This is a genomic window from Solibacillus sp. FSL W8-0372 (assembly GCF_037969735.1).
Lineage (GTDB): Bacteria > Bacillota > Bacilli > Bacillales_A > Planococcaceae > Solibacillus > Solibacillus faecavium.
Map to the genome: position 1 here is coordinate 3,152,960 of NZ_CP150204.1, position 20,001 is coordinate 3,172,960.

A 20,001-nucleotide genomic window follows, 5' to 3' on the forward strand; every position below is an offset into this window, starting at 1 on the left:
AATTAAATTTTGAAACAGACCTTTATTTCATTCGAAAGGCGAGCTGTTCATAAACCAGCTCTTTTTCTTTTTAATTTCCATATTATTGCATCCTAAGCTCCTCCGCCATCGCCTATAAGGTAAAAACAAAAAAGGGGGTTATCCTAATGGAACAAGAAACACTGATGACACGAATTCGAAACGGTGAGGATGAAGCTTTTGCTCAACTTGTAAACCCCTTGATCGATAAGGGATACAGGACCAGTTTCAGTATCCTCAAATCGAAAGAACAGGCTGAAGAGGTTGTTCAAAATGCACTGATTGAGGCGTACCGCAACATCATGAGTGGAAAAGAAATCACTTATTTCAATACTTGGTTCTATAAACTCGTCTCCCTCCGCTCAATAGATGCATGGAGAAAAAATGACCGTCTGAAGGAAACTCCGCTTGAAATTGATATAGGGAGAGAAAAACTTGGCGTCATGGAAAGCGTGCTAAAAGAGGAAACCGAAAATGAACTTAAAAAAGGCATACTATCCCTCGACAACAGGGACTATCGAAATGTCCTCATCCTCTACTATTACCAAGACCACGCTATACAGGAAATATCAGATTTGCTGGGACTGAAAACTTCGACGGTCAAATCCCACCTTCGCAGAGCACGAAACGCTTTGAAAAAAAGATTGATTGAAAATCAGTTTATAGGGGTGAATTCACATGAAAATCGATGACTCAATGAAGAAAGAGATTCAAGAAGAGATGGAAACAATCCAGGCACCATCTTCCTTATATACATTTGCGAAAAATATTAAGGAAGAGTCGGTAATGAAAGTGGATTTCGTAAAAACAAAAGAAAGAAAAAGAAGTTGGAGGAAGTTCCAGTTTGCAGTTGCAGCGGTGATCAGCCTTAGTGTCCTAACGGCTTCTGCATTTTTGAATCCAACTATGGCGGAAATGGTTTCAAAAATCCCTTATGTAGGACAAGTATTCCAAAAACCGATCCAAATAGTAATTACAGAAGTATTGGAGAAAGAAGGATATAACACGACAGGAGTCGGTATGAGCAGATGGGAGGATATGACACTTTTTGACATACAGCTAAAAGGAACAGAAGAATACGTCAATCAAGAAGAAGACAATGTTTTAGCTATTTTGTCGGGAGTTTTGGAAAAAAGAGGTTATGATAACTACGAGTTAACGATTTCTGAGACGAATGAAATATCACCTGTGCTAGCTGAAATATTTAATCAAAGGGCCGAAATAGGCGAAAAGTTGAAGTCGGAGTTGCAAGTAGCAGGCTATACGATTTTGGATGTTAACGCATACTCGCCTATCATCAAAGTATATATACCGGTTACTGATGAAGCTAAGAAAGCAGAAATTAATACGGTAGCGAATGAATTTCTGGAATCAAACGGTTCATTGAAAAGTGTACACATTATAACTAAAGATGTTTCAGTTGAGGAGCTTGAAACAAAGTGGATGCCCGTCATTACGAGTATTGAAGAAGAATTATACCTGAAAAAAGAGTACCGGGTAGATGACATTCGTTATACCTTCAAACCTGAAAAAGTATCTATTACCATCAAGCTGAACATGAACACATCGCATACTGAAGCAAAAGAGGCAGTAAACAAAATTCATGAAAGAATTACTGAATTCCTAAATAGTGAAGAAGTAAAAATAAAGACAGACAATCAAGGTTATGAGTTAATTATCCAAGACAAGAACGGCAAGGATTTTCAATTTTAAATACTTACAAACATTAGAGCAACTTCATTTTATGGCGTTGCTCTTTTTCTATTTAAAGTTACTTTTGAATCGCCCTGATTGCTGATCTCACTAATCCTCTTAGAATAAGAAGCTCATCACAATTAATTCACCCTTAGGCCCTTGACGGCGCACACCGTAATCCTTAAAACCACACTTCTTATAAAGATTTTGGGCAGCAGTATTTGCAACATTAACAGCAAGTACGATTTCATTAATATGAGGGAAATTCTCTTGTACATATGCGGGTAGTAACTGCAATGCCTGCTTTGCATAGCCTTTCCCTTGTTCATTAACCTCTGTTGAAAAAGCACGTACTAAAATCGCATTACAATTATCCGAATATGGTGCTATTCCTTCCTGCTGATGTAAATCAAAATATGTTACAAGCTTTCCTTCAACGATCGCTAATATAGGCGTTCTACTATTACTTGCTAGTTTTACACATTCACGTGGATGTCCTGTAAATTTTAGCTGGCTTTCAACTAATTGATATTCGTTAATTAAATGTTGGTATGATTGATTGAATGATTGTAATTCCATGATTAGCGCCTCCAAATGAGAACCTATGTTCCTATTTTAACTTCATGTTTTGAATATTGCAATAATTTTAGAATTAAGTGACTAAACAACGTTTTGAGTGCATTTCATTTCAACTTCGCAACATGCTATTTAATAGATTTTATTGTTTACGGAAATCGAATTTGCCATTAGGAACTTCAAGAGTGTGCCCATTAATTACTACTGTTTTATTATCTAACCACTCAATTTTGGCTGTTGATTCTCGATAATTCCAGTAGATATTTTTTGTTTTGCCATTACGTTCATTAAATACTAATTCACCTCTTACAGCATCAGCACTTAAACTTGGGCTCGATATATAGGCTTTTAAAGTATATGTACCATCAGGGGAGGTTTCTTCCGTAAGATATTTACCAGTGGGCAGCCTGTTCATATCGAAAAATGCCCAATAAACTCCATATCCAATAAACCCTATAATTAAAAAGCTAAAAACCAATGAAATTTTAACAATCTTTTTTCGCTTTGGCCTTTTTATCGTTGAGTTAGCATTCATAAAACACACCCCTTTTGTTATTTCGTTGAAAAGTTAAATAATTCCTTTTACTGTAGACTTTTTTAATTTTATTTAGTTCCCCAAAAAAAGAGCCTTTCCTTATTTCAAAGAAAGCCCCCGATTGCAGTACAGTTATGAATTTATCATTTTGTTTCTTTCTTTTTTTGGATTACTTCTGCCAAATATGTATCCTAAAATGATACCCATTAAAAACATGAAGAGTCTTTCTACAGAGAAATCATTCGTAAAATACCCCCATATAAGCCATCCCGCTAAAGAACCCAGTATTAATCCAAGTATAGTTTTCATATCATCCCTCCTCACAATACTTTACTTTCCAATTCATACATATATAGCTCGTTGCCGTCCAAAAACAGCAGCTTATTCTCCCGGTTATTCACTAATTGCGGTTCGAGAGGCTTACCATTTGGTTTCATCAGTTCGAGTTTACGGACCGTCTTATACCCATTGCCTTCACGTTGTAACTCAAAAAATGCATGTTCCCCTCTCCCTTTGTACGCAACGATTGTCTCCCCTTTTACCGCAAATGCATTAAAAAACATATCTTCAGTTGAATAATACTTTGTGACGCCTTCTTTCCGTACACCAACCATCGATTCCACGCTAAAGAAAAACCAAATACCTTCATTAGGTACATCATTCAACGCCAAACACTCAAAAATATAATATTCCTTATCCTCTTCAAGCGAATCCATCTTACCACCCGACGCGTCCCAGCCAACTAACCCGCTGCTGCCAATTGGTTCCTTCCAACCGTAATTGCCGAAAACTCCTTCATCAAAGTATCCTGTCCAAATCTCTTGATTCTTTGTTACGTACACATGCTCTATACCATCCCCTAAACAAAATGATCGGATAAATTGCCCATTTTCATTATAGACTCGTGCGTTCTCTTCAATATTTTGAGCATCATGGTAATACGACCGCGCACCTACAAGGAGAATGTGTCCGTTATCAATCGGCTGTATGTAATGATAATTCCATTTCTCTTCTGGCAAATCCAGCACTTTCTTTTGTCCATCTTTTAAATGAATGACTTGATATCTATAGCTTTTTTCCGTAACAGTTGCAGGGAAGGAACCACCAATTAGTGGGATTTGCTCTTCCCTCAGTAGAACAAATACATCGTTATCATGTCCAAGTGCAATTGATTGAGGCATCATTTTTTTTAGCTCTTCTTTCAGATTAGCAATTGGCTTCATCGGTATTTTGAGTATTGATTTCATTTTCTTCCACCAACCTTTTCTTTAGCTATTAATTATTGCTTTTACTTTTAAACTCTTCATATTCTCCCCAGGCTAAGTATGCTATACCTATTATTAAAGCAATGATGCTCCCTACATTTAAAGGGATTCCTACATTGGTTAGCATGGCATTAAATAATTCCTCGTTCCAACTTAAAACACCCGAACCAAAGATTGCTGCACTTATATATTTGGCAGAAAATAACAATGCAGCTATCGCTATAAAAGCAACCCCAGTTCCACGTTTGTTCATATATTCCACTCCTTCCGATTTTTTATTATTCTATAAAAACAAATTAAGTAAAAACTTCCCAAATCAACATTACCCAAATATATTAACCCATACCTTTCGCCCAACACGCAAACTACATATATCTTTGACTCCTATATGTGAGTGTCATATGATTGGGGTACCCCCGAAGATGGTGTACGGAGAAAATATTATCAATTATCAGAAGCAGAACAACGAGTTTTGGCAGAAATACTTCATATTTTTCATGACTTTTTGCTGTAAATTTGAGAGGAGATGCTGAGAATGATGAGAGAAAATAATGTAAACGAATACCTAGAAACCTTGAAGGAAAACTTAACTGGTGTTCCTCGAGAAGAAATAAAGCCGATATTACATGAAATAGAAGATCACTTGAATAGAGAAATACAAAATGAAATCCATAATGGTAAAGACAGGCAAGAAGCGGAGAAGTATGTACTCTCTAAGTTTAAAAAGCCTCAACAATTAGCAGAAGATTATTTACAGACATATGAACAAAGTCCGAAATCCGTAACATTCTTATCTGTTGTGTCATCCATGTGGTTAATCGGTGCTGTTTACTTAATGAACCCCATCCTCAAAGGTTTCATAGAACCAGCTTTTTTCACTCTTGGTTTAGCTGTATTGGTTTTCGCTTCCATTTATTTGATGTTGAAAAAGAACTGGAGAAAGCTAGAGATCAAGACGGTAAAGCTCATACCTCCTACGATTGCTTTTCTTATATTTCCTTTATCCATAGTATCGTTTTGGATTAACGGAAATATAAATTCATTCTTGTTATCCTACACTGTTATCTATTGGCTATTTTTAATAATTAGCAGCCTTTACTTTTTTAAAATCATTAAAAAAAATAATCTTGGAAAAGTGTCTTACAGCTTTTTTTAAAAGATAATAGGTTCGGTTGACGGCAAGTATAAACGTTCAGATTTCTGAGCGTTTTTTGATGTAGTATTAAATTAATTGTACTAAGACATTACACTTCGCGACTTAACACTGAATAGTAGAAAATATCTTCTAAATGTAGTTAGAAACTAAAAAGAGCCATCACGATAATGATCAAAGATACGGGCATAAAAAATATTGCCCAGCTATTTTTACCTTTCGTTTTAAACTCCTCTATTGCAATAAGTGCAAGGAAAATACCAAGTAGTAATGATGATATTGGACCATACGAAAAATCTTTTGTAATTAAGCCATATGCTGATATTCCCATTGCAGCTAAAGCAAGGATGATTTTAATAATTTTCAACTTCGATCCCCCTTGTCTCGTTTGTTTAAGCACATTTGTTAACAATCTATCAATTTATTTTACCATAAATTTTCCATACAAAAATTGAAGTATGCATTTTTTGGATAAAAATTAAAAGGATACCCTTTTGTATAAAAAAGGATATCCTCTATTAGCTAACTATATTTCACAGCAAATTTCAAACAAATCTAAATTACTTCTCATGAACTTTCACATATACACTTCCAAATAGGCTTTCCCCTATATAAGCATCTAACTTCCATATTCCACTTTTAGGTAACGACATGTTAGATGGGACGTGTTTGTCTGCGCCATTATTAGCACCACCTAGTCCGCCATTGGTCACAAGGATTTCTTCATCTTCATTTTCATGTGTGGCTACAACTTTTAGTTCTCCTTCTAACTCTTGTTCTTCCCCCCAAAAATGCCACATGTACTTTTGCTCTTTATCAGGATAGAACCTTACTACTTCGCTATCATCGTAAATAAAACCTAATCGACCTTCTTCTCCAATCATTGTGTAACCGCCTGATTCAAAAAGTGAACTTTCATTCCAATTGTTTTTAATTACTTTTTCATTTTTTCCAATGGACTCCTCTTCCTTACAGCCTGCAATTGCTACCGATAAAATTACTGCGAAGATTAAAAGGATTCTTTTTTTCAACATAAATACCTCCCACTGACTTTTTATGGTTATTCTCTATCTTACTTTGATAGCCCTTCATAAAAAGCCAAAAAGGGGCAATCCTTTTATCCCAGGAAAGCACCTGAAATCAAAAGAAAAACCTGAAACCCTAAAGCGGAATTTCTTCCTCTATTTCCGCCCCCTACCCTCAGAGAGGTCAATATGTTTTAATATTTCACAACAGTAATTTTTTTACAACCAAATTAGATTTGCTCCGTCTAATAATTGAAAGGGTGAGGAGGATGCTTGAACGAGTGCTAGAACAAGTAGAAGTAAGTGAGTTAAATAAAGAGGAGAGAATTGAATGGTTGATGAATGAATACGGCCAAAATATAGCTCGTTTAGCATTTACTTATACTAAGCAGAAGCAACTATCAGAAGATATTGCGCAAGAAGTATTTATTAAGTGCTTCGAGAACTTAGACAACTTTAGGAATGAATCTACTTATAAAACATGGTTATACCGTATTACGGTGAATCTATGTAAAGATAAGTTAAGGAGCTGGTCTTTTAAAAATATCGTACTTACTGAATTTTTCACAAAAATAAAGAGTACAAATAAATCACCTGAAATGGAATTAGTCGGTCTAGAGGAAAGGCGATTAGTTGCAGAAAAAATACTTTCCTTACCCGTGAAGTATCGAGAAGTAATTATTTTATATTACTATGAAGAATTGTCATATAACCAAATATCAGATTTATTAAATTTGAGTATACAAACGATAAAGTCTCGATTACATAGGGCGCGCCTCTTGTTAAAAAAGTTACTAGAAGGGAGCATCAAACATGGATGACATGTTTAAACAAATCGTAGAGACTATGAACAAAACTGTGTTAAAGGACATTCACTTCGATACGAAACAGAAAGAAAACGTAAGGCAAGTTATATACAAAAGAAAAAAGAAGCGCCATATCAAGCCAATATTGAATTATTTGTTGCCAATAACTGTAGCGTGTTTGTTTTTTTTAGGCACAAGTTATTATATTGCAAGTGAGTTGGAAATTTTTTCACGTGAGGAGCAAACGGCAGGTTTAAATAACAACAAGGGAGATGTTCCACCAGGATCAAAAGATGAAACCAACATCTATACGCCTCCCGCACAAGAGGAATCATACGAAGAGATGACAAAAGAAGATGTGGTTAGCAAGCTTTTAAATACGGTGGATTATTTTTACACAGCTGCCGGTAAATTTGAAGATTATGCCAAATATTATGACGACTCAGATAGCAAGAGCGTGACTGAGTACAAAGTAAGTATAAAAAATGTAATTGGTGGCTATCAGAAAAGTACCTCTCAATTTGATGAAGAGTTAATGGGGTATGCGGAAATGATAAACGAATTTATTTATAATGAAGAAAAGCGCTGGCATAAAGAAAGTGTAAATAAAACATATTTCGTTCATGACTATCAATCTAAACCTACACGAGATCCGATAACACCAGAGGAAGCGTTTAATTTAGAATTGAAAGACATTTATTCAGATAAGGCCAATTTTAGGGAAAGCCCGGAAATTGCCCCTGGCGGCATGTCTTTGTTTCCCTATGAAATCACGGCAAGTTACTTAAGAAATACAGAGCTTTGGGACATAGAAAAACAAAACGAAGAATTGTTAGGTCATAATACCATTGTTTTATATGGAAAAATGGATGAGCAAGTAATAAATAGATTCCAAATGAAAAGAACGACTGACACTTTTCGCTTTTGGGTAGATAAAGATACTGGAATCTTAGTTCAATACGAAACGTATGATACGGACGGTCAACTTACAGGCTATCTCCATCCTGAAAGTTTGGAAGTGAATATACCTATTGATCCTCAAGATTTTGTACCAAATTTAGATGGCTATAAACCTTTTGTTCCTTACGGGAAAAAGCCTGATCTTGATCCAAGAGAAGCAGAAATAGAAGTTGTAGATTATGCAGACACTTTTAAAGAAGATACAGAGGCTGTGGTAAATTTACTTCGAAAGGACCTGCCTTTCTTGTATGAATTTACTCATCCCGATCTTGAACTATTCTCAGCAGGCTATGAAAAATATAAAAACTTCAACCACGCTTACCTTACGTATATTCCCAAAAATGAAACGGGAGTAGTGTACGTACGCGCTTATCATGAGGATTCCTTTATTCGTTCTTCGACTGATTTTAATAAGGAAACGGGAGCGCAACTAGAAACCTTTACATTAAACGGCATTGAGTGGAAAAGCTATGAAATAAAAGATGTTTTAGGCGCCAAATTTATAGGTATGAAAGGTGATTATATATATGAGGTCGTGAGTCAAAAAATAACACTCGAAGAAACGAAGGCTTTATTAGAATCTTTTACCCCTAGTAAGTAGGATAATAGCTGCCTGGAATTATCAAAAAGAAGGCTGGACAGAATCCAAAAACACCATTTTTCTCTCAAAAGAAAAATGGTGTCCTTTTTATATTTTCCACGGGCTTGAGTCCCGTAGAAAGCTTTGCTTGTAGTGAATATTCCTCATTCAAAAGGTTCCGTTAACTCTTCTTCAGCAACTTTAAGAAATTCACGATATTGGTCATATCGCTCCCTTAAATTTTTATAAATTACATTTCTTTCTTCTGTGGTTGGTGCGGCTATATAATTTTTTATAAAATAAAAATAAGCTAATTTAGTATCATTATAGGTTATAAAATATCTGTCCCTTATCCAAGACTCTAATTGCAGTCCAGTCCCAGTGTAGTTCGAAAAATCTGCAAAAGTTTCATTTAAACGCTCAATTTTTTCAGCACGCTCTTTTTCATTATAATTTTCGGCCTCTTGATGAAATTCGAGAATACGTTCTATCGGAACATTTAATTTTTCCATTTCAGAATGAAGTAAACTACGATAGTCATTAATTAATTGGTGTTGCTGATATATAATAATGATCATTGAAATTGCTATAAAGCTAACAATGATCAGCCAAATCTTTTTCACAATAGGTGCTCCTTTCGAAAGGCAAAAATGACAAAATAAAAAAGATGCTTTTGCTGGCATCTTTTATACTAGTCTTCAATACCCTTTTGAGTATCTTCAATTAGATGATCTAAAAGTTTTTCTGCACTTTCGTAATCCTTTTCTTTTAGGGCTTTCTTTATATCATTTAAATCTCTCATCAATTTTCTAGAATAACTTTTGAATATAGCTGTTTCTTCCATTGTACTTTTTCTCCTTTAATTTTTAATTTCATTATTGTAACATATGTTTTTTGTTTAATCCTCCATTGCCATAAAATAAGAGCTAAGGCCTATGAGCAATCCTCCACTAATCCCAATAATAGATCCAACTACAATCCAACTAGTAGATAAATAGATCCCTAACATGAACATGATTATTCCTATAACAAAGATAACGAACCCTTTGTTCAAAATTTTCCCCTCCCTTTGCACTTAAGAGGCTACAGCTCTTTATACATAATGACAACTTGATCAACCATCGTAATGAAACAACCCATCAACAAACGCTGCGAAATCCGGTGCCAGCTGCAAAATGAAAATGTCGTCGCCCCATTCCAAATCAATATAAATGATGGGTGGATTTTCCTTCGTCTTTCTGTAATCCATTGCCGTCCACGTATGCCCGTCTCCGCCTAAAAGGATGATATCTTTCGGTAAATCCCACTCTTCTATGTAATAATCATTGGAAAGGATCCCCTCTTCTTCAATGCCTCGAATGTGGTCAACACTAATATGATCCTCCGCCCATCCTGTAGGAACCGACGTTGGAAAAGCATCGTAAGTGATATAGCCGCCATTTTGAATTTTGCATAGCTCAATGTAGGCATCCGGTAATGTCACACCTAATTTTTTCTCTGCGTTTTTTACCATATCATCAGTTAGCTTTTCTTTCCCTTCTTCTATACACCATATGTTTTTCAACAAATACGCCTCCTTTATTTATCCTTTTTAAATAACACTTTTTCAAAAAGAATGGATAAACCGACCATTAAAAATAACAAATAAAACCCTTTCAGATCGCTTTTCATAAACACTAAATAAAAACCTGTTAGCCCGAGTGTTAGAAAGAGTATCCAGAAAATTAATGTATTGCCTAAAATCCTTTTCGCTAAAAACTCCATCTTTCCCCTCCTCAGTAAATGCACTTCAAATAATTGCCTTCACAGTGATTACTTAGGAGTTTACCATAATCAAAAGTATATTGTTCCTTAGCTCGCATGCTACAAATAGTCTGAACCGCAAAAATTTAATATCAAAACAATAATAATAAAATAAGTTTAATATAAATCTGTTTATTCTAGCGCTCTCGAGAAAGAGAACCAATACTTTTGAATGATTTGATAACTTACAAAAACACAAAAACCATTAAACTCGATCATTTAAAGGTGTAAAAGACATTTATCTAGAATTTTTGAAATTTATAAGCCCATTTGACTGATTAATGGGTTCTCGATGCTTTAGTGATTCGTCTCAGCAGCTTTCTAATGAAAAGACTTCTAACTCCCTATATAATAGAGAAAACTCAAAATAATTGGACGTGAGAATTATGGAAACCATTCATATCCCTGCAGATGAGATGAATGATCCGATTTTTAAACATCTATTCGTGGAAGGTAGTGAAACAGATGATTGATTATATGAAGTTTGATGTCATGTGGATGGATGACATCATTGCAACAGTCGATTTAAAGCCTGCAAATGGTGGATCGCCTTATGTAGTAAATTATATTAATGACTTTAACAAGCAGTTTTCACCAATGATGGAAGGGCATATTACACTAGAAGAACTTGAAAAATGGCTGAAGTGGCGTACGTTCCCACCAACACGTGCCAATGCCAATGAACTACTTGAAAGCCTTGACATGCAAGCCTATAACCGTTGGGGCATCGTACGTAAAACGCATGGTGTCATGGCAGATGACGAAATTTGGATACGATTTAAGGGTGAAAAATTACGTCATAAAGACGTGTGCCTACGAAAAGAGCTCTATTATCCGAATGATTCGGAAGGAACAAATGTTTCAAATATTTGATTATATATTTTTTTAGAGAATTGATTACTAGTCATCGTTGATATCGTATCTCACTTTATTTAAAGCGATGAATAAGTTGATTGGAGTGGAGGGACCGTGACTCCACCGGGAACCGCACGCGCGGAAGATCCACTAAATTGTGCCTGCCGTTGTAGGCACAATTTAGTTAGCTGGAGCCGTGCCCGGGGAAAGCATCGGTCCCGCAATGGAAATCAACGGTTTTCATTAGTTAACTTTATTTTAATAAAAAAGACTGTAGGCAATCCCGAATTTCTTCGAGTTTGTCTACAGTCTGAGTTTCTGTATCTATTCTTTACAAAAATCCACGAATTTTTTTGCCTGTATTAAGGACAAACCTGTTTGTTCTCTTACAAACTTCACTGCCTTCACTTCACCTACGGACTGTATTTTCTCTTTTACTAAAATAATCAGTTCCTCATTATAGACTTTTGTATAATCCATTTTTCCAACCTCCTCTAATCTTTTATTGGGTACTATTTTTCACTGTAATAAATCTAATAAACAAAGGTAATAGGAAAGTAATTGTAACAATTAAAAATAACGCATCAGACATTATTCTAACAAAAGCTGTGTTAATTATATAAAGTGTAAGAAGTAATAAATAACCGACTAAAAAAATATAATCGAATACTCTTTTACTAAATAGATATGGTTTCTTCAAATAAATCATTAAAAATAAACCTAGCATTAAAACTACTAAAGTCACTATAACATCATCCCCCTTTTACTGCGTGAAGACTTGTTGGAACTGCCGCATTAGTAATTCTAGCCATTTCCATAATATTTTTTATGAATGCTACCGAACTATGTTAAACTCACATTAACAAGATGAATCCCAATTCTGCAACACGAGTATTCACAAAAATCTATGAATGGGAAAGGTGAAGTTACTTATGGATGAAAAACGTAAAGAAGAGCTGAATAAGAAAGAAAATAAAGTAATGAAGAGACAAGTGGGCATTATTGCGTTAATGATCATACTTTATATTCCATTCTTTAACATAGCTGCGTATATATCAAATCAATATTTTTTTGATAGTTATTATTTCGGCTTATTTATTTTGTTATTAGGTATCCCGTTAACATACTTTGCTGCAAAATATTTAGTTTGGTTAATAAAAAATATAAATTCCTATACGAAATAAGCGGAGGATTTCCCCTTATTTACCCCAAAAACAGAGGCCACTCACTAAATAGCGGGAAATTTCCCGCTTATTTTCTTGCAACACATTCTTAATGACTCATCGGCAGATTTCCCTTCTCATTGTCTGTAACACTAATCACATCGTAAAATTCTACTTTTAAAAGGTGTTATCCCCTTCTAATGAATATAATTAATCCCCTACTACTAGCCTGAATAATCGCAATATTTAATAAATATACCACCAACCCTTATTTCTATTTATTAAATAGTAAGTATGCGTTAATATGAGAGATGTTGGAAGTCATACTTCTGTAATACACTTAAAGGAATGATGGAATGAAAAGAAAGTGGTTGTTTTTATTTAGCTTTCTCGTTTCAGTCTTACTTTCTGCTTGCTCAGAAAGTTCAGAGGAGATAAAACAGGAACGATTTAAAATTGGTGTTATGCTGTCAGATGCAGGGCTCGGTGACCAGTCATTTTCAGATATAGCGTTTGAAGGACTGGAAAAAGCGCGTGATGAATTGGATATTACGTTCGATTACCGAGAGCTTGAGATAAGCGGTACATATAAGCAAGGTTTGGAAGACCTGATGGCAGAGGGGCAAGACTTAATTATTGGTATTGGCTTCACAGTGCAAGAGGATCTTGAAGCGATTGCTAAAGCCTATCCGGATCAGCAATTTTTATTGATTGATGCCGAATCAGATTTGCCGAATATTCATAATGTAACTTTTAAAGATGATGAAGGATCTTATTTAATCGGTGCATTGGCAGCGATGAAATCAAAAAGTAATGTTGTTGGATTTATCGGTGGCGTAAATAATCCTGTAATTAAACGATTTGAAACGGGATTTATAGCAGGTGCAAAACAAGTAAATCCGGATGTTGAAGTTTTATCTGTATTTGCCGGGGATTTCGGGGATGATCAACTTGGTGCTTCTATTGCACGGGATATGATCGAACAAGGGGCGGACTATATTTATCCCGCTGCCGGCTTTACAGGTGTTGGCTCTATTTTAGCTGCACAGGAAGCAGGTGTACATGCATTCGGTGTGGACAGCGATCAGTTTTTCCTTGCAGAAGATACAATTGTTTCTTCCATGATGAAACGAGTTGATACAGCTGTTTATCAGGCAATCGAAGAAATTGCTGAAACAGGGGTACTTTCGGAAAAAGATAAAGTGCTTGGCATTAAAGAAAATGGTGTTAGCCTTGCGCCAATTCGTGTCGTGTCTTTAACTGAAGAGGAAAAAAAGCTATTGGAAGACGTTCAGCAAAAGCTTGCAGACGGGCAACTGATAATTAAGTAGAAGAAAGGGTCGTACAACAATGAAATTAAAACAGAAAATATTAATGTTGGCCTTGATTCCACTACTATTAGCTGTCTGTATTATTGCTTATAATATTAGCCAGCTTATGAGCCTCAACGCCTCTACGGAAGAAGTAGTGGATTCCCTTGTTGCAGTTGAGGAATTAAACAGCACGGTCCAAAGCCTTCAAAAGTCACTAAGTGTCTATTCAATTAATGTATCAGAAAACAATAAGCATAATATTGAAACCGATTTAGCCCGAACAGAAGAGGTTTATAAAAATCTGAAAGGCAGCTTTACATCAGGCCGCCAACAAAAGATTAGTACCCGCTTTGAAGAGAAATTCGCAAAAATCGCAGAAGCGACAGCTACCTCACTGCAAGATACAAATGTTGCAGAAATTAAGCGTCAATCACAGCGTACTCGCGGAATTGTAAATGATGTAATCGAGCTAAAACGAGAGGTTAGTGCAAACTATACCGCGATGCAACAAGAACTTGGCAACAAAATTAAAGCCATTACATGGATTTCGATTATTGCCGCAGTCGTACTTTTATTCTTGAGTGTCGTGTCAGCTCTTTACTTTACAAACAAAATTGTCAGTCGCATAGGACGATTAACAGCCGGTGCAAAGGAAATTGCAGCCGGGAATTTAAATGTGGAACTGGATGACAAGGATACAGACGATGAAGTAGGTGAGTTACAAGTTACCTTCCGTCAAATGACAAGCAATTTAAGGGATATTATTACACATGTGTCTGACAGTTCAGACCAAGTTGCTGCATCTGCCGAGGAGCTCATGGCCAGCGCGGACGAAACAATGCTTGGAACCGAACTTATTTCCACATCCATTCAAAATGTATCAGATGCAGCAGACAAGCAAAAAGAAATGTCGGGCTCTTCTGCTGCCTTCGCAAAGGATGTATTAATAGAGGCAAAAGAAATTGCTAGTCAGGCGGGTAAAGCGACGGCACTGTCTGCTTCAACAAGTGAAAAAATTGAAGAAGGTTCGGTGTATGTAGAAAATACCGTAACTCAAATGAATCTGATTCATTCTACCGTTGAGGAAACCGCAGATTCATTAACATTACTTGCTAGCCGTACGAAAGAAATCGTAAATATTTTAAAGCTTGTTCAAGATATTTCCGATCAAACAAACTTACTTGCACTGAATGCCGCGATTGAAGCCGCTCGTGCTGGTGAAGCTGGTAAAGGCTTTGCTGTTGTTGCAGACGAAGTTAAAAAGCTTTCCGAACAGACAAAGCAGTCTGTTTACGATATTTCACGCATTGCAGTTGAAATTGAAACAGATACGACGAAAACTGTTTCTTCTATTCAGCAAGTTAAGGATCGAGTAGATGCAGGAATCAGCATCTCCCATGATACAAAGGCTACATTTGAAGAGATATTGTCAATTATCGGTCAAGTGCAAAATCAAGTAAATCAGATTTCAACTGTATCCGATAGCATCCATTCTAAAATAGAATCTGTTTCAGAGCAGTCGCTACAAATGGCGAAGGTTTCTGAAACAACAGCTGACAATGCTGTATCAGTTGCCTCAGCTTCTGAGGAACAACTGGCATCTATGTCAGAAGTAAATGCAGCAGCTACTTCTCTCGCTCGTCTTGCCGAACAATTGCAAGCGATTGTGGCGGAGTTTAGAACATAAGTTTACTGTGGCTATCAAATAGCCTCACCATCTTATAACCTTTTACGATAAATAAGAAGAATCCATTTTGAAAAGAGATTTAGAAAAATGGATTCTTCTTTAGTAATTTTAAGGGAAGAAATCCTCCAGTTTAACCCCCACTACTTTCAAAACTTTTCAAACCGAATGGATAGACCCATCATTAAGAATAAAAAATAAAATCCTTTCGGGTCCTGTTTCATTAAAACTAAATAAAAACCTGTCGATCCAAATACTATATTAAAATGTTTCCTAAAATTCTTCTCGATAAAAAATTCATCTATATTCTTCTCGAACTCATCATTAATCAGATGAACGTTGACTTTAAACAAGAAAACGCGAAAACCGTTATACTCAACAGGTTTTCGCGTCTCCAATTTAAGCATGCTTCTTCAAATACTCCAACGTTGCCTTCGCAAGTGTGTTGGCAGCAACTAAAAGTGCACGCTCATCGATATCGAACTTCGGATGATGGTGCGGGTACGCCTCTTCTTTCTCTGGGTCACGCGCACCTGTGAAAAAGAATGTGCCCGGTACCTTTTCTAAATAGTAGGCAAAGTCCTCACCGCCCATTTCCGGTTCACAAATAACAACTTCCTCGACACCTGGTGTTTCTTTTGCCTGCTCGATGAAGAATCTCGTCGTCTCACGATCATTGATCACAGGCGAATACCCGCGCACATAATTATATTCATAATCTGCCTTCATTACTAAGCAAGAAGCCTTCAATACATCTTCCAGCTCGCGCTCAATAATGCCGCGCGATTCTTCATCAAATACGCGGGCCGTTCCTTTAATCTTCACTGAATCGGCAATAACGTTAAATGGATTTAGCGCTTCAAAGTGGCAAATTGAAACGACAGCCGGTTTCACAGGATTAATACGGCGACCTAATAATTGCTGTGCATTCACAACAAATTGTGAGCCGATGTAAATCGAGTCTTTCGTTTCCTGTGGTTTTGCTCCGTGTCCGCCTTTCCCTTTAATCGTAATATAAAAGGCATCTGCTGCAGCCATTAACGGACCTTCACAAACAGCAATTTTCCCATGCTCAACCGGTGCCCATAAATGCTGACCGAAAATAACATCGACCCCATCCAAGCAGCCATCTTCAATCATCGGGATCGCCCCACCCGGTGCAATTTCTTCACCGAATTGATGGATGAACACGACATTCCCTTGAATCTCGTCCTGAATTTTGTTCAGTGCCTTTGCCAATACAAGAAGTGACGCGGTATGGCCATCATGACCGCATGCATGCATTCTGCCATCTACCTTTGATTTATAAGGCACATCATTTTGCTCTTGAATTGATAGGGCATCGAAATCTGCACGTAGCGCAACCGTTTTACCTGGCTTACCGCCTCTTAAAGTAGCGACTACCCCACGACCACCTACACCTTCACGCACTTCATGTCCAAGGGCACGATGGTACTCAGCAATATATTTTGGCGTTTCGACTTCTTCATGTGAAAGCTCCGGGTTTTCATGCAGGTAGCGACGAATCGCAACCATTTCATCAAAATGCTGTTCTAGTATTTCAAATATATTCGTCATTTCTCATACCCCATTTTCTAAGTTGTCTGTATTTCGAATAAACATTACAAGTAATTCCCTACTTCTAAAGGCTACTTTTCAAAATCCTAAAATATTACTTTAAATAAATCCCATCGCCAGGGCCTAATGGCAGGCCAAACATGAACCATACAGCGAATAAAATAATCCACATAATCGCGAAGAAGATAGAATAAGGCAATAGCGCTGAGATTAACGTACCAATCCCGATATTCTTATCGTAGCGTCTCGCAAATGCTAGTAAAATCGCAAAGTATGCAAGCATCGGTGTAACCGGATTTGAAATGGAATCCCCTACACGGTAGGCCATTTGTGTAACAGCTGGTGAATAGTTTAAATACATGAACATCGGTACAAAGATTGGTGCCAGTAAAGCCCATTTTGCAGATGCACTTGCAACGAGTAAGTTGATCAATGCACAAATAATAATGAAGCCGATAAACATTGGCGCACCGGTAAAGTTCATATTTTGTAAAAACTCTGCACCCTTAATTGCTAAAATCGGACCAATGTTACTCCACCCAAAATAAGCAATCATTTGTGCTGCTACGAATGCCAATACGATGAATGAAGAAAGGTCACCGATTGATTTAAACATTTGCTCCGCTACATCGCGGTCTGATTTTACCTTCTTCGTCACGATACCATATGCTAAGCCCGGTAGTAAGAAGAAGAATAGCATAATCGGCACAATACCCGTCATAAACGGTGAGTTTAAAAAGCCGTTATCTTCTGGATTACGTAATAACCCTGATTCTGGTACTACTAAAATAGCCATTAAAATGATATAGGCAACTGTGACAATCCCTGCCCAGCGAAGCCCTTTATTTTCTAGAGCTGTTAGTGGTTCAGCGACCTCAACTTCTCCGCTGTACTTACCAAAGCGTGGCTCTACGAATTTTACTGTTACCCAACTTGCTACAATCACTATTAAAAATGTCGAAACAATCATGAAGTAATAGTTCATCGTTGCAAGTCCTGTATATGTAGGATCAACCAATTGTGCTGCTGTTTGTGTAATACCTAGTAATAAAACGTCTAAAGACGAAATAATAATATTAGCACTAAACCCTCCGGCAATTGCTGCATATGTCGCGATTAAACCAACAAGTGGATTTCGTCCAACACTCATGAAAATCATCGCGGCAATTGGAGGTAAAATAATGAACGCTGCGTCTGCGGCAACAGTCCCGACAAGTCCTGTAAATATAATAACAGGCAAAATAAGTTTTTTCGGTGCACTTAAAACCGTCTTTTTCATTAACGCCGATATTAAGCCACTGTTTTCAGCTACCCCGATACCGATCATCGTTACAACGACGATACCAAGCGGAGCGAAGCTAGTAAAGTTCGTCACCATGTTTGTAACGATTTGAATAAGTCCTTCACGATTCAACAGGTTAATAACTTCAATCGTTTCGTCAGTTCCTGGCTTAACGGCCGAAACTCCTAGTTTTGATAAAATAAATGATAGCGCCAAAACGAAAAATGCCAAAATGACGAATAACGTAACCGGGTCCGGAAGTTTATTGCCCGCTCGTTCGATTCCATCTAAAAACCTATCAACTAATTTTTTCTTTACTACTTTGTTTTCCATATATGCGCCCCCCCTAGTTGATTAATGTTTTATAGAATAACAAAGCAAGAAATAATTAACAACTCGTTATGCGAATTTTTAGATTTTTTGTTATATTTCGATAATATTTCTGCTTATTAGAAATGAAATTTGGAGGAAGATCTAATCTCTGTCTTGTCCATTGAATAGTAAAAAAGGCTTTTCTTAAGTAAAAATAGATACCTTTTTAGATCTATATAATGAAAATTTTTTTTGATATTCAGTTCTATTTCAAGTTATTACTGTAGAATATTGACATTGAATACCCTTTAACTTACCATTTAATTTACAAGAATACCCATTATCACTTAGGAGGTAGTTTAATGCACTATACCTTAGTAGATTACGAGCACAACATCACGACCGTTACATTTCATCCTGCGTCCAATTCTGCAAGCATCACTTACTTTATTGATACAGAAGATCGTCACTATATCGAATCGCCACAATACACGTGGAAGCAAGGTGGGTGTGATACCCATAGCTTACATTACCATGATGAAAATAAGACACGTGTTATGTATAAACGTTTCATTACCAATGCTCTTAAACATGAGGATACCTGTGCATTAAATAATAATAAAAAGGATTTACGAAAAATCAATATTATTAAATATCCTAAAGGGAAAATAGAGTATAGAGAAGAGCTTAAAGAAAGTAGGAAAGCAGAATTAATTCCCTTTGAAATCGATTTAACAAAATTAAAGCCTGCTTCACAAAAGACCGAGTTAAAAAAGGAAAAAAAGAAAAAATCTAAGAAGAAAGATAAAAAGAAAAAAACGGATTCAAAAAAGAAGAAAGCGAAGAAAAAATAGCCCCAACATTAAGGGAGATCCTATGAACGATATTTTAAAGCAATTAACCGAAATTGAACCTACATTAAGAAAACCATTTCCCACCGAAGATATTAATAAAATAGCGAAAGATTTTCGAACAGAGTTTATGAAATTACCTAATGAGGTGGATTTCTATGATGATTTTTATTTTTACTGTGTGAACATTGCCGGAACGCTAAGTTATGTTTTAAGTGATAACATAAATCAAATCCCACAAGGTCAAATTGATAGGCTATTTCAATCTTTTATTGAGCACTATCAATATGAATTTTTTGAAGACCATATAGCAAAATATCATCATTTTCATCAGGAATATACAACTTTCGAGCAAGCAAGAAAATTGTTATTAAAGTTGTTGTTTCCTACCTTCCATTATTAGCTCCCACTAAATTTCAAACACAAAAAAAGCCTGGCTATACCTGTGCACATTGATTCTGTGCCAGGTTACCATGCCTTATATTTTATAATGCCACTTTGTAAACTAGCTAAATATGCAAAATTGCCTGCCACCTTAAAAATTCAG

General features: G+C 36.3%; 26 protein-coding genes. 11 read left to right on the top strand and 15 right to left on the bottom strand.

Features of this window, described 5'->3' with window-relative positions; all coding sequences use genetic code 11:
* Positions 1 to 146 precede the first annotated feature (146 nt).
* Positions 147 to 710 (top strand): RNA polymerase sigma factor, encoded by a 564-nt coding sequence (locus MKY13_RS16170; protein ID WP_339213857.1) that lies wholly within the window; start codon positions 147 to 149, stop codon positions 708 to 710.
* Entirely contained in the window at positions 697 to 1,731 is a 1,035-nt protein-coding gene (locus tag MKY13_RS16175; protein WP_339213859.1) for a DUF4179 domain-containing protein, read from the top strand. Before MKY13_RS16170 ends, MKY13_RS16175 begins: the two co-directional genes overlap by 14 nt.
* Positions 1,732 to 1,830: 99 nt before the next feature.
* Here the strand turns inward: MKY13_RS16175 and MKY13_RS16180 are convergent, their stop codons facing one another.
* The 5 genes from MKY13_RS16180 to MKY13_RS16200 all read right to left on the bottom strand — a co-directional run bounded on the left by MKY13_RS16180 (position 1,831) and on the right by MKY13_RS16200 (position 4,342).
* Positions 1,831 to 2,292, bottom strand: a complete 462-nt coding sequence (locus MKY13_RS16180) for a GNAT family protein (RefSeq protein WP_339213861.1) — start codon at positions 2,290 to 2,292, stop codon at positions 1,831 to 1,833.
* Positions 2,293 to 2,431: 139 nt separating this feature from the next.
* Positions 2,432 to 2,824 carry a DUF5412 domain-containing protein gene (locus MKY13_RS16185; RefSeq protein ID WP_339213863.1) on the bottom strand — a complete coding sequence of 131 codons (393 nt, stop codon included), beginning with the start codon at positions 2,822 to 2,824 and terminating at the stop codon, positions 2,432 to 2,434.
* Positions 2,825 to 2,956: 132 nt separating this feature from the next.
* A complete protein-coding gene (locus MKY13_RS16190) occupies positions 2,957 to 3,133 on the bottom strand; it encodes a tRNA U-34 5-methylaminomethyl-2-thiouridine biosynthesis protein (protein WP_339213865.1) in 177 nt (58 codons plus the stop codon).
* Positions 3,134 to 3,144: 11 nt separating this feature from the next.
* On the bottom strand, positions 3,145 to 4,071 hold the full coding sequence (locus MKY13_RS16195) for a hypothetical protein (RefSeq protein ID WP_339213867.1): 927 nt from the start codon (positions 4,069 to 4,071) through the stop codon (positions 3,145 to 3,147).
* A 28-nt stretch (positions 4,072 to 4,099) separates the two neighbouring features.
* On the bottom strand, positions 4,100 to 4,342 hold the full coding sequence (locus MKY13_RS16200) for a hypothetical protein (RefSeq protein ID WP_339213869.1): 243 nt from the start codon (positions 4,340 to 4,342) through the stop codon (positions 4,100 to 4,102).
* Positions 4,343 to 4,624: 282 nt separating this feature from the next.
* Between MKY13_RS16200 and MKY13_RS16205 the strand changes: the two genes are divergently transcribed.
* Positions 4,625 to 5,245 carry a hypothetical protein gene (locus tag MKY13_RS16205; protein WP_339213871.1) on the top strand — a complete coding sequence of 207 codons (621 nt, stop codon included), beginning with the start codon at positions 4,625 to 4,627 and terminating at the stop codon, positions 5,243 to 5,245.
* Between the two features lie 139 nt (positions 5,246 to 5,384).
* Here the strand turns inward: MKY13_RS16205 and MKY13_RS16210 are convergent, their stop codons facing one another.
* Together MKY13_RS16210 and MKY13_RS16215 are read right to left on the bottom strand one after the other, a co-directional pair.
* Complete coding sequence (locus MKY13_RS16210; protein WP_191699663.1) at positions 5,385 to 5,609, bottom strand: hypothetical protein; 225 nt, start codon at positions 5,607 to 5,609, stop codon at positions 5,385 to 5,387.
* Positions 5,610 to 5,802: 193 nt separating this feature from the next.
* Positions 5,803 to 6,276, bottom strand: a complete 474-nt coding sequence (locus MKY13_RS16215) for a hypothetical protein (RefSeq protein WP_339213873.1) — start codon at positions 6,274 to 6,276, stop codon at positions 5,803 to 5,805.
* Positions 6,277 to 6,548: 272 nt separating this feature from the next.
* Here MKY13_RS16215 and MKY13_RS16220 point away from each other — a divergent pair, with 272 nt between their 5' ends.
* Both MKY13_RS16220 and MKY13_RS16225 read left to right on the top strand, forming a co-directional pair.
* The gene (locus MKY13_RS16220; protein WP_339213875.1) at positions 6,549 to 7,088 is read left to right on the top strand and encodes a sigma-70 family RNA polymerase sigma factor; all 540 of its coding nucleotides are present in this window, start codon (positions 6,549 to 6,551) and stop codon (positions 7,086 to 7,088) included.
* Positions 7,081 to 8,634, top strand: a complete 1,554-nt coding sequence (locus MKY13_RS16225) for a hypothetical protein (protein WP_339213877.1) — start codon at positions 7,081 to 7,083, stop codon at positions 8,632 to 8,634. Before MKY13_RS16220 ends, MKY13_RS16225 begins: the two co-directional genes overlap by 8 nt.
* A 143-nt stretch (positions 8,635 to 8,777) precedes the next feature.
* Here the strand turns inward: MKY13_RS16225 and MKY13_RS16230 are convergent, their stop codons facing one another.
* The 5 genes from MKY13_RS16230 to MKY13_RS16250 form a co-directional block, all read right to left on the bottom strand.
* Positions 8,778 to 9,236 (bottom strand): hypothetical protein, encoded by a 459-nt coding sequence (locus MKY13_RS16230; RefSeq protein ID WP_339213879.1) that lies wholly within the window; start codon positions 9,234 to 9,236, stop codon positions 8,778 to 8,780.
* A 68-nt stretch (positions 9,237 to 9,304) separates the two neighbouring features.
* Positions 9,305 to 9,457, bottom strand: coding sequence for a hypothetical protein (locus MKY13_RS16235; RefSeq protein WP_339213881.1), 153 nt, complete (start codon positions 9,455 to 9,457; stop codon positions 9,305 to 9,307).
* 54 nt (positions 9,458 to 9,511) lie between these two features.
* Positions 9,512 to 9,667 (bottom strand): hypothetical protein, encoded by a 156-nt coding sequence (locus tag MKY13_RS16240; protein ID WP_339213883.1) that lies wholly within the window; start codon positions 9,665 to 9,667, stop codon positions 9,512 to 9,514.
* Between the two features lie 60 nt (positions 9,668 to 9,727).
* Positions 9,728 to 10,177 carry an SMI1/KNR4 family protein gene (locus MKY13_RS16245; RefSeq protein ID WP_339213885.1) on the bottom strand — a complete coding sequence of 150 codons (450 nt, stop codon included), beginning with the start codon at positions 10,175 to 10,177 and terminating at the stop codon, positions 9,728 to 9,730.
* 14 nt (positions 10,178 to 10,191) lie between these two features.
* Entirely contained in the window at positions 10,192 to 10,377 is a 186-nt protein-coding gene (locus MKY13_RS16250) for a hypothetical protein (protein WP_339213887.1), read from the bottom strand.
* A gap of 504 nt (positions 10,378 to 10,881) precedes the next feature.
* Between MKY13_RS16250 and MKY13_RS16255 the strand changes: the two genes are divergently transcribed.
* Positions 10,882 to 11,289, top strand: coding sequence for a hypothetical protein (locus tag MKY13_RS16255; protein ID WP_339213889.1), 408 nt, complete (start codon positions 10,882 to 10,884; stop codon positions 11,287 to 11,289).
* Positions 11,290 to 11,595: 306 nt separating this feature from the next.
* Here the strand turns inward: MKY13_RS16255 and MKY13_RS16260 are convergent, their stop codons facing one another.
* Positions 11,596 to 11,751 carry a hypothetical protein gene (locus tag MKY13_RS16260; protein ID WP_339213891.1) on the bottom strand — a complete coding sequence of 52 codons (156 nt, stop codon included), beginning with the start codon at positions 11,749 to 11,751 and terminating at the stop codon, positions 11,596 to 11,598.
* A gap of 452 nt (positions 11,752 to 12,203) precedes the next feature.
* Between MKY13_RS16260 and MKY13_RS16265 the strand changes: the two genes are divergently transcribed.
* The 3 genes from MKY13_RS16265 (at position 12,204) to MKY13_RS16275 (ending at position 15,434) form a co-directional block, all read left to right on the top strand.
* Complete coding sequence (locus MKY13_RS16265) at positions 12,204 to 12,455, top strand: hypothetical protein (RefSeq protein WP_339213893.1); 252 nt, start codon at positions 12,204 to 12,206, stop codon at positions 12,453 to 12,455.
* Between the two features lie 335 nt (positions 12,456 to 12,790).
* Entirely contained in the window at positions 12,791 to 13,765 is a 975-nt protein-coding gene (locus MKY13_RS16270) for a BMP family ABC transporter substrate-binding protein (RefSeq protein ID WP_339213895.1), read from the top strand.
* Positions 13,766 to 13,784: 19 nt separating this feature from the next.
* Positions 13,785 to 15,434, top strand: a complete 1,650-nt coding sequence (locus MKY13_RS16275; RefSeq protein WP_191699656.1) for a methyl-accepting chemotaxis protein — start codon at positions 13,785 to 13,787, stop codon at positions 15,432 to 15,434.
* Between the two features lie 396 nt (positions 15,435 to 15,830).
* Here MKY13_RS16275 and MKY13_RS16280 read toward each other — a convergent pair whose 3' ends face one another.
* Positions 15,831 to 17,009: an amidohydrolase gene (locus MKY13_RS16280; protein WP_339213899.1), complete on the bottom strand. Its 1,179-nt coding sequence runs from the start codon at positions 17,007 to 17,009 to the stop codon at positions 15,831 to 15,833.
* Positions 17,010 to 17,103: 94 nt separating this feature from the next.
* Entirely contained in the window at positions 17,104 to 18,624 is a 1,521-nt protein-coding gene (locus MKY13_RS16285; protein ID WP_339213901.1) for an AbgT family transporter, read from the bottom strand.
* A gap of 341 nt (positions 18,625 to 18,965) precedes the next feature.
* On the opposite strand from MKY13_RS16285, the gene MKY13_RS16290 reads away from it, so the two are divergent.
* Both MKY13_RS16290 and MKY13_RS16295 read left to right on the top strand, forming a co-directional pair.
* Complete coding sequence (locus tag MKY13_RS16290; protein ID WP_339213903.1) at positions 18,966 to 19,457, top strand: hypothetical protein; 492 nt, start codon at positions 18,966 to 18,968, stop codon at positions 19,455 to 19,457.
* Positions 19,458 to 19,479: 22 nt separating this feature from the next.
* Positions 19,480 to 19,857 (top strand): YxiJ family protein, encoded by a 378-nt coding sequence (locus MKY13_RS16295; RefSeq protein ID WP_339213905.1) that lies wholly within the window; start codon positions 19,480 to 19,482, stop codon positions 19,855 to 19,857.
* Positions 19,858 to 20,001 lie beyond the last annotated feature (144 nt).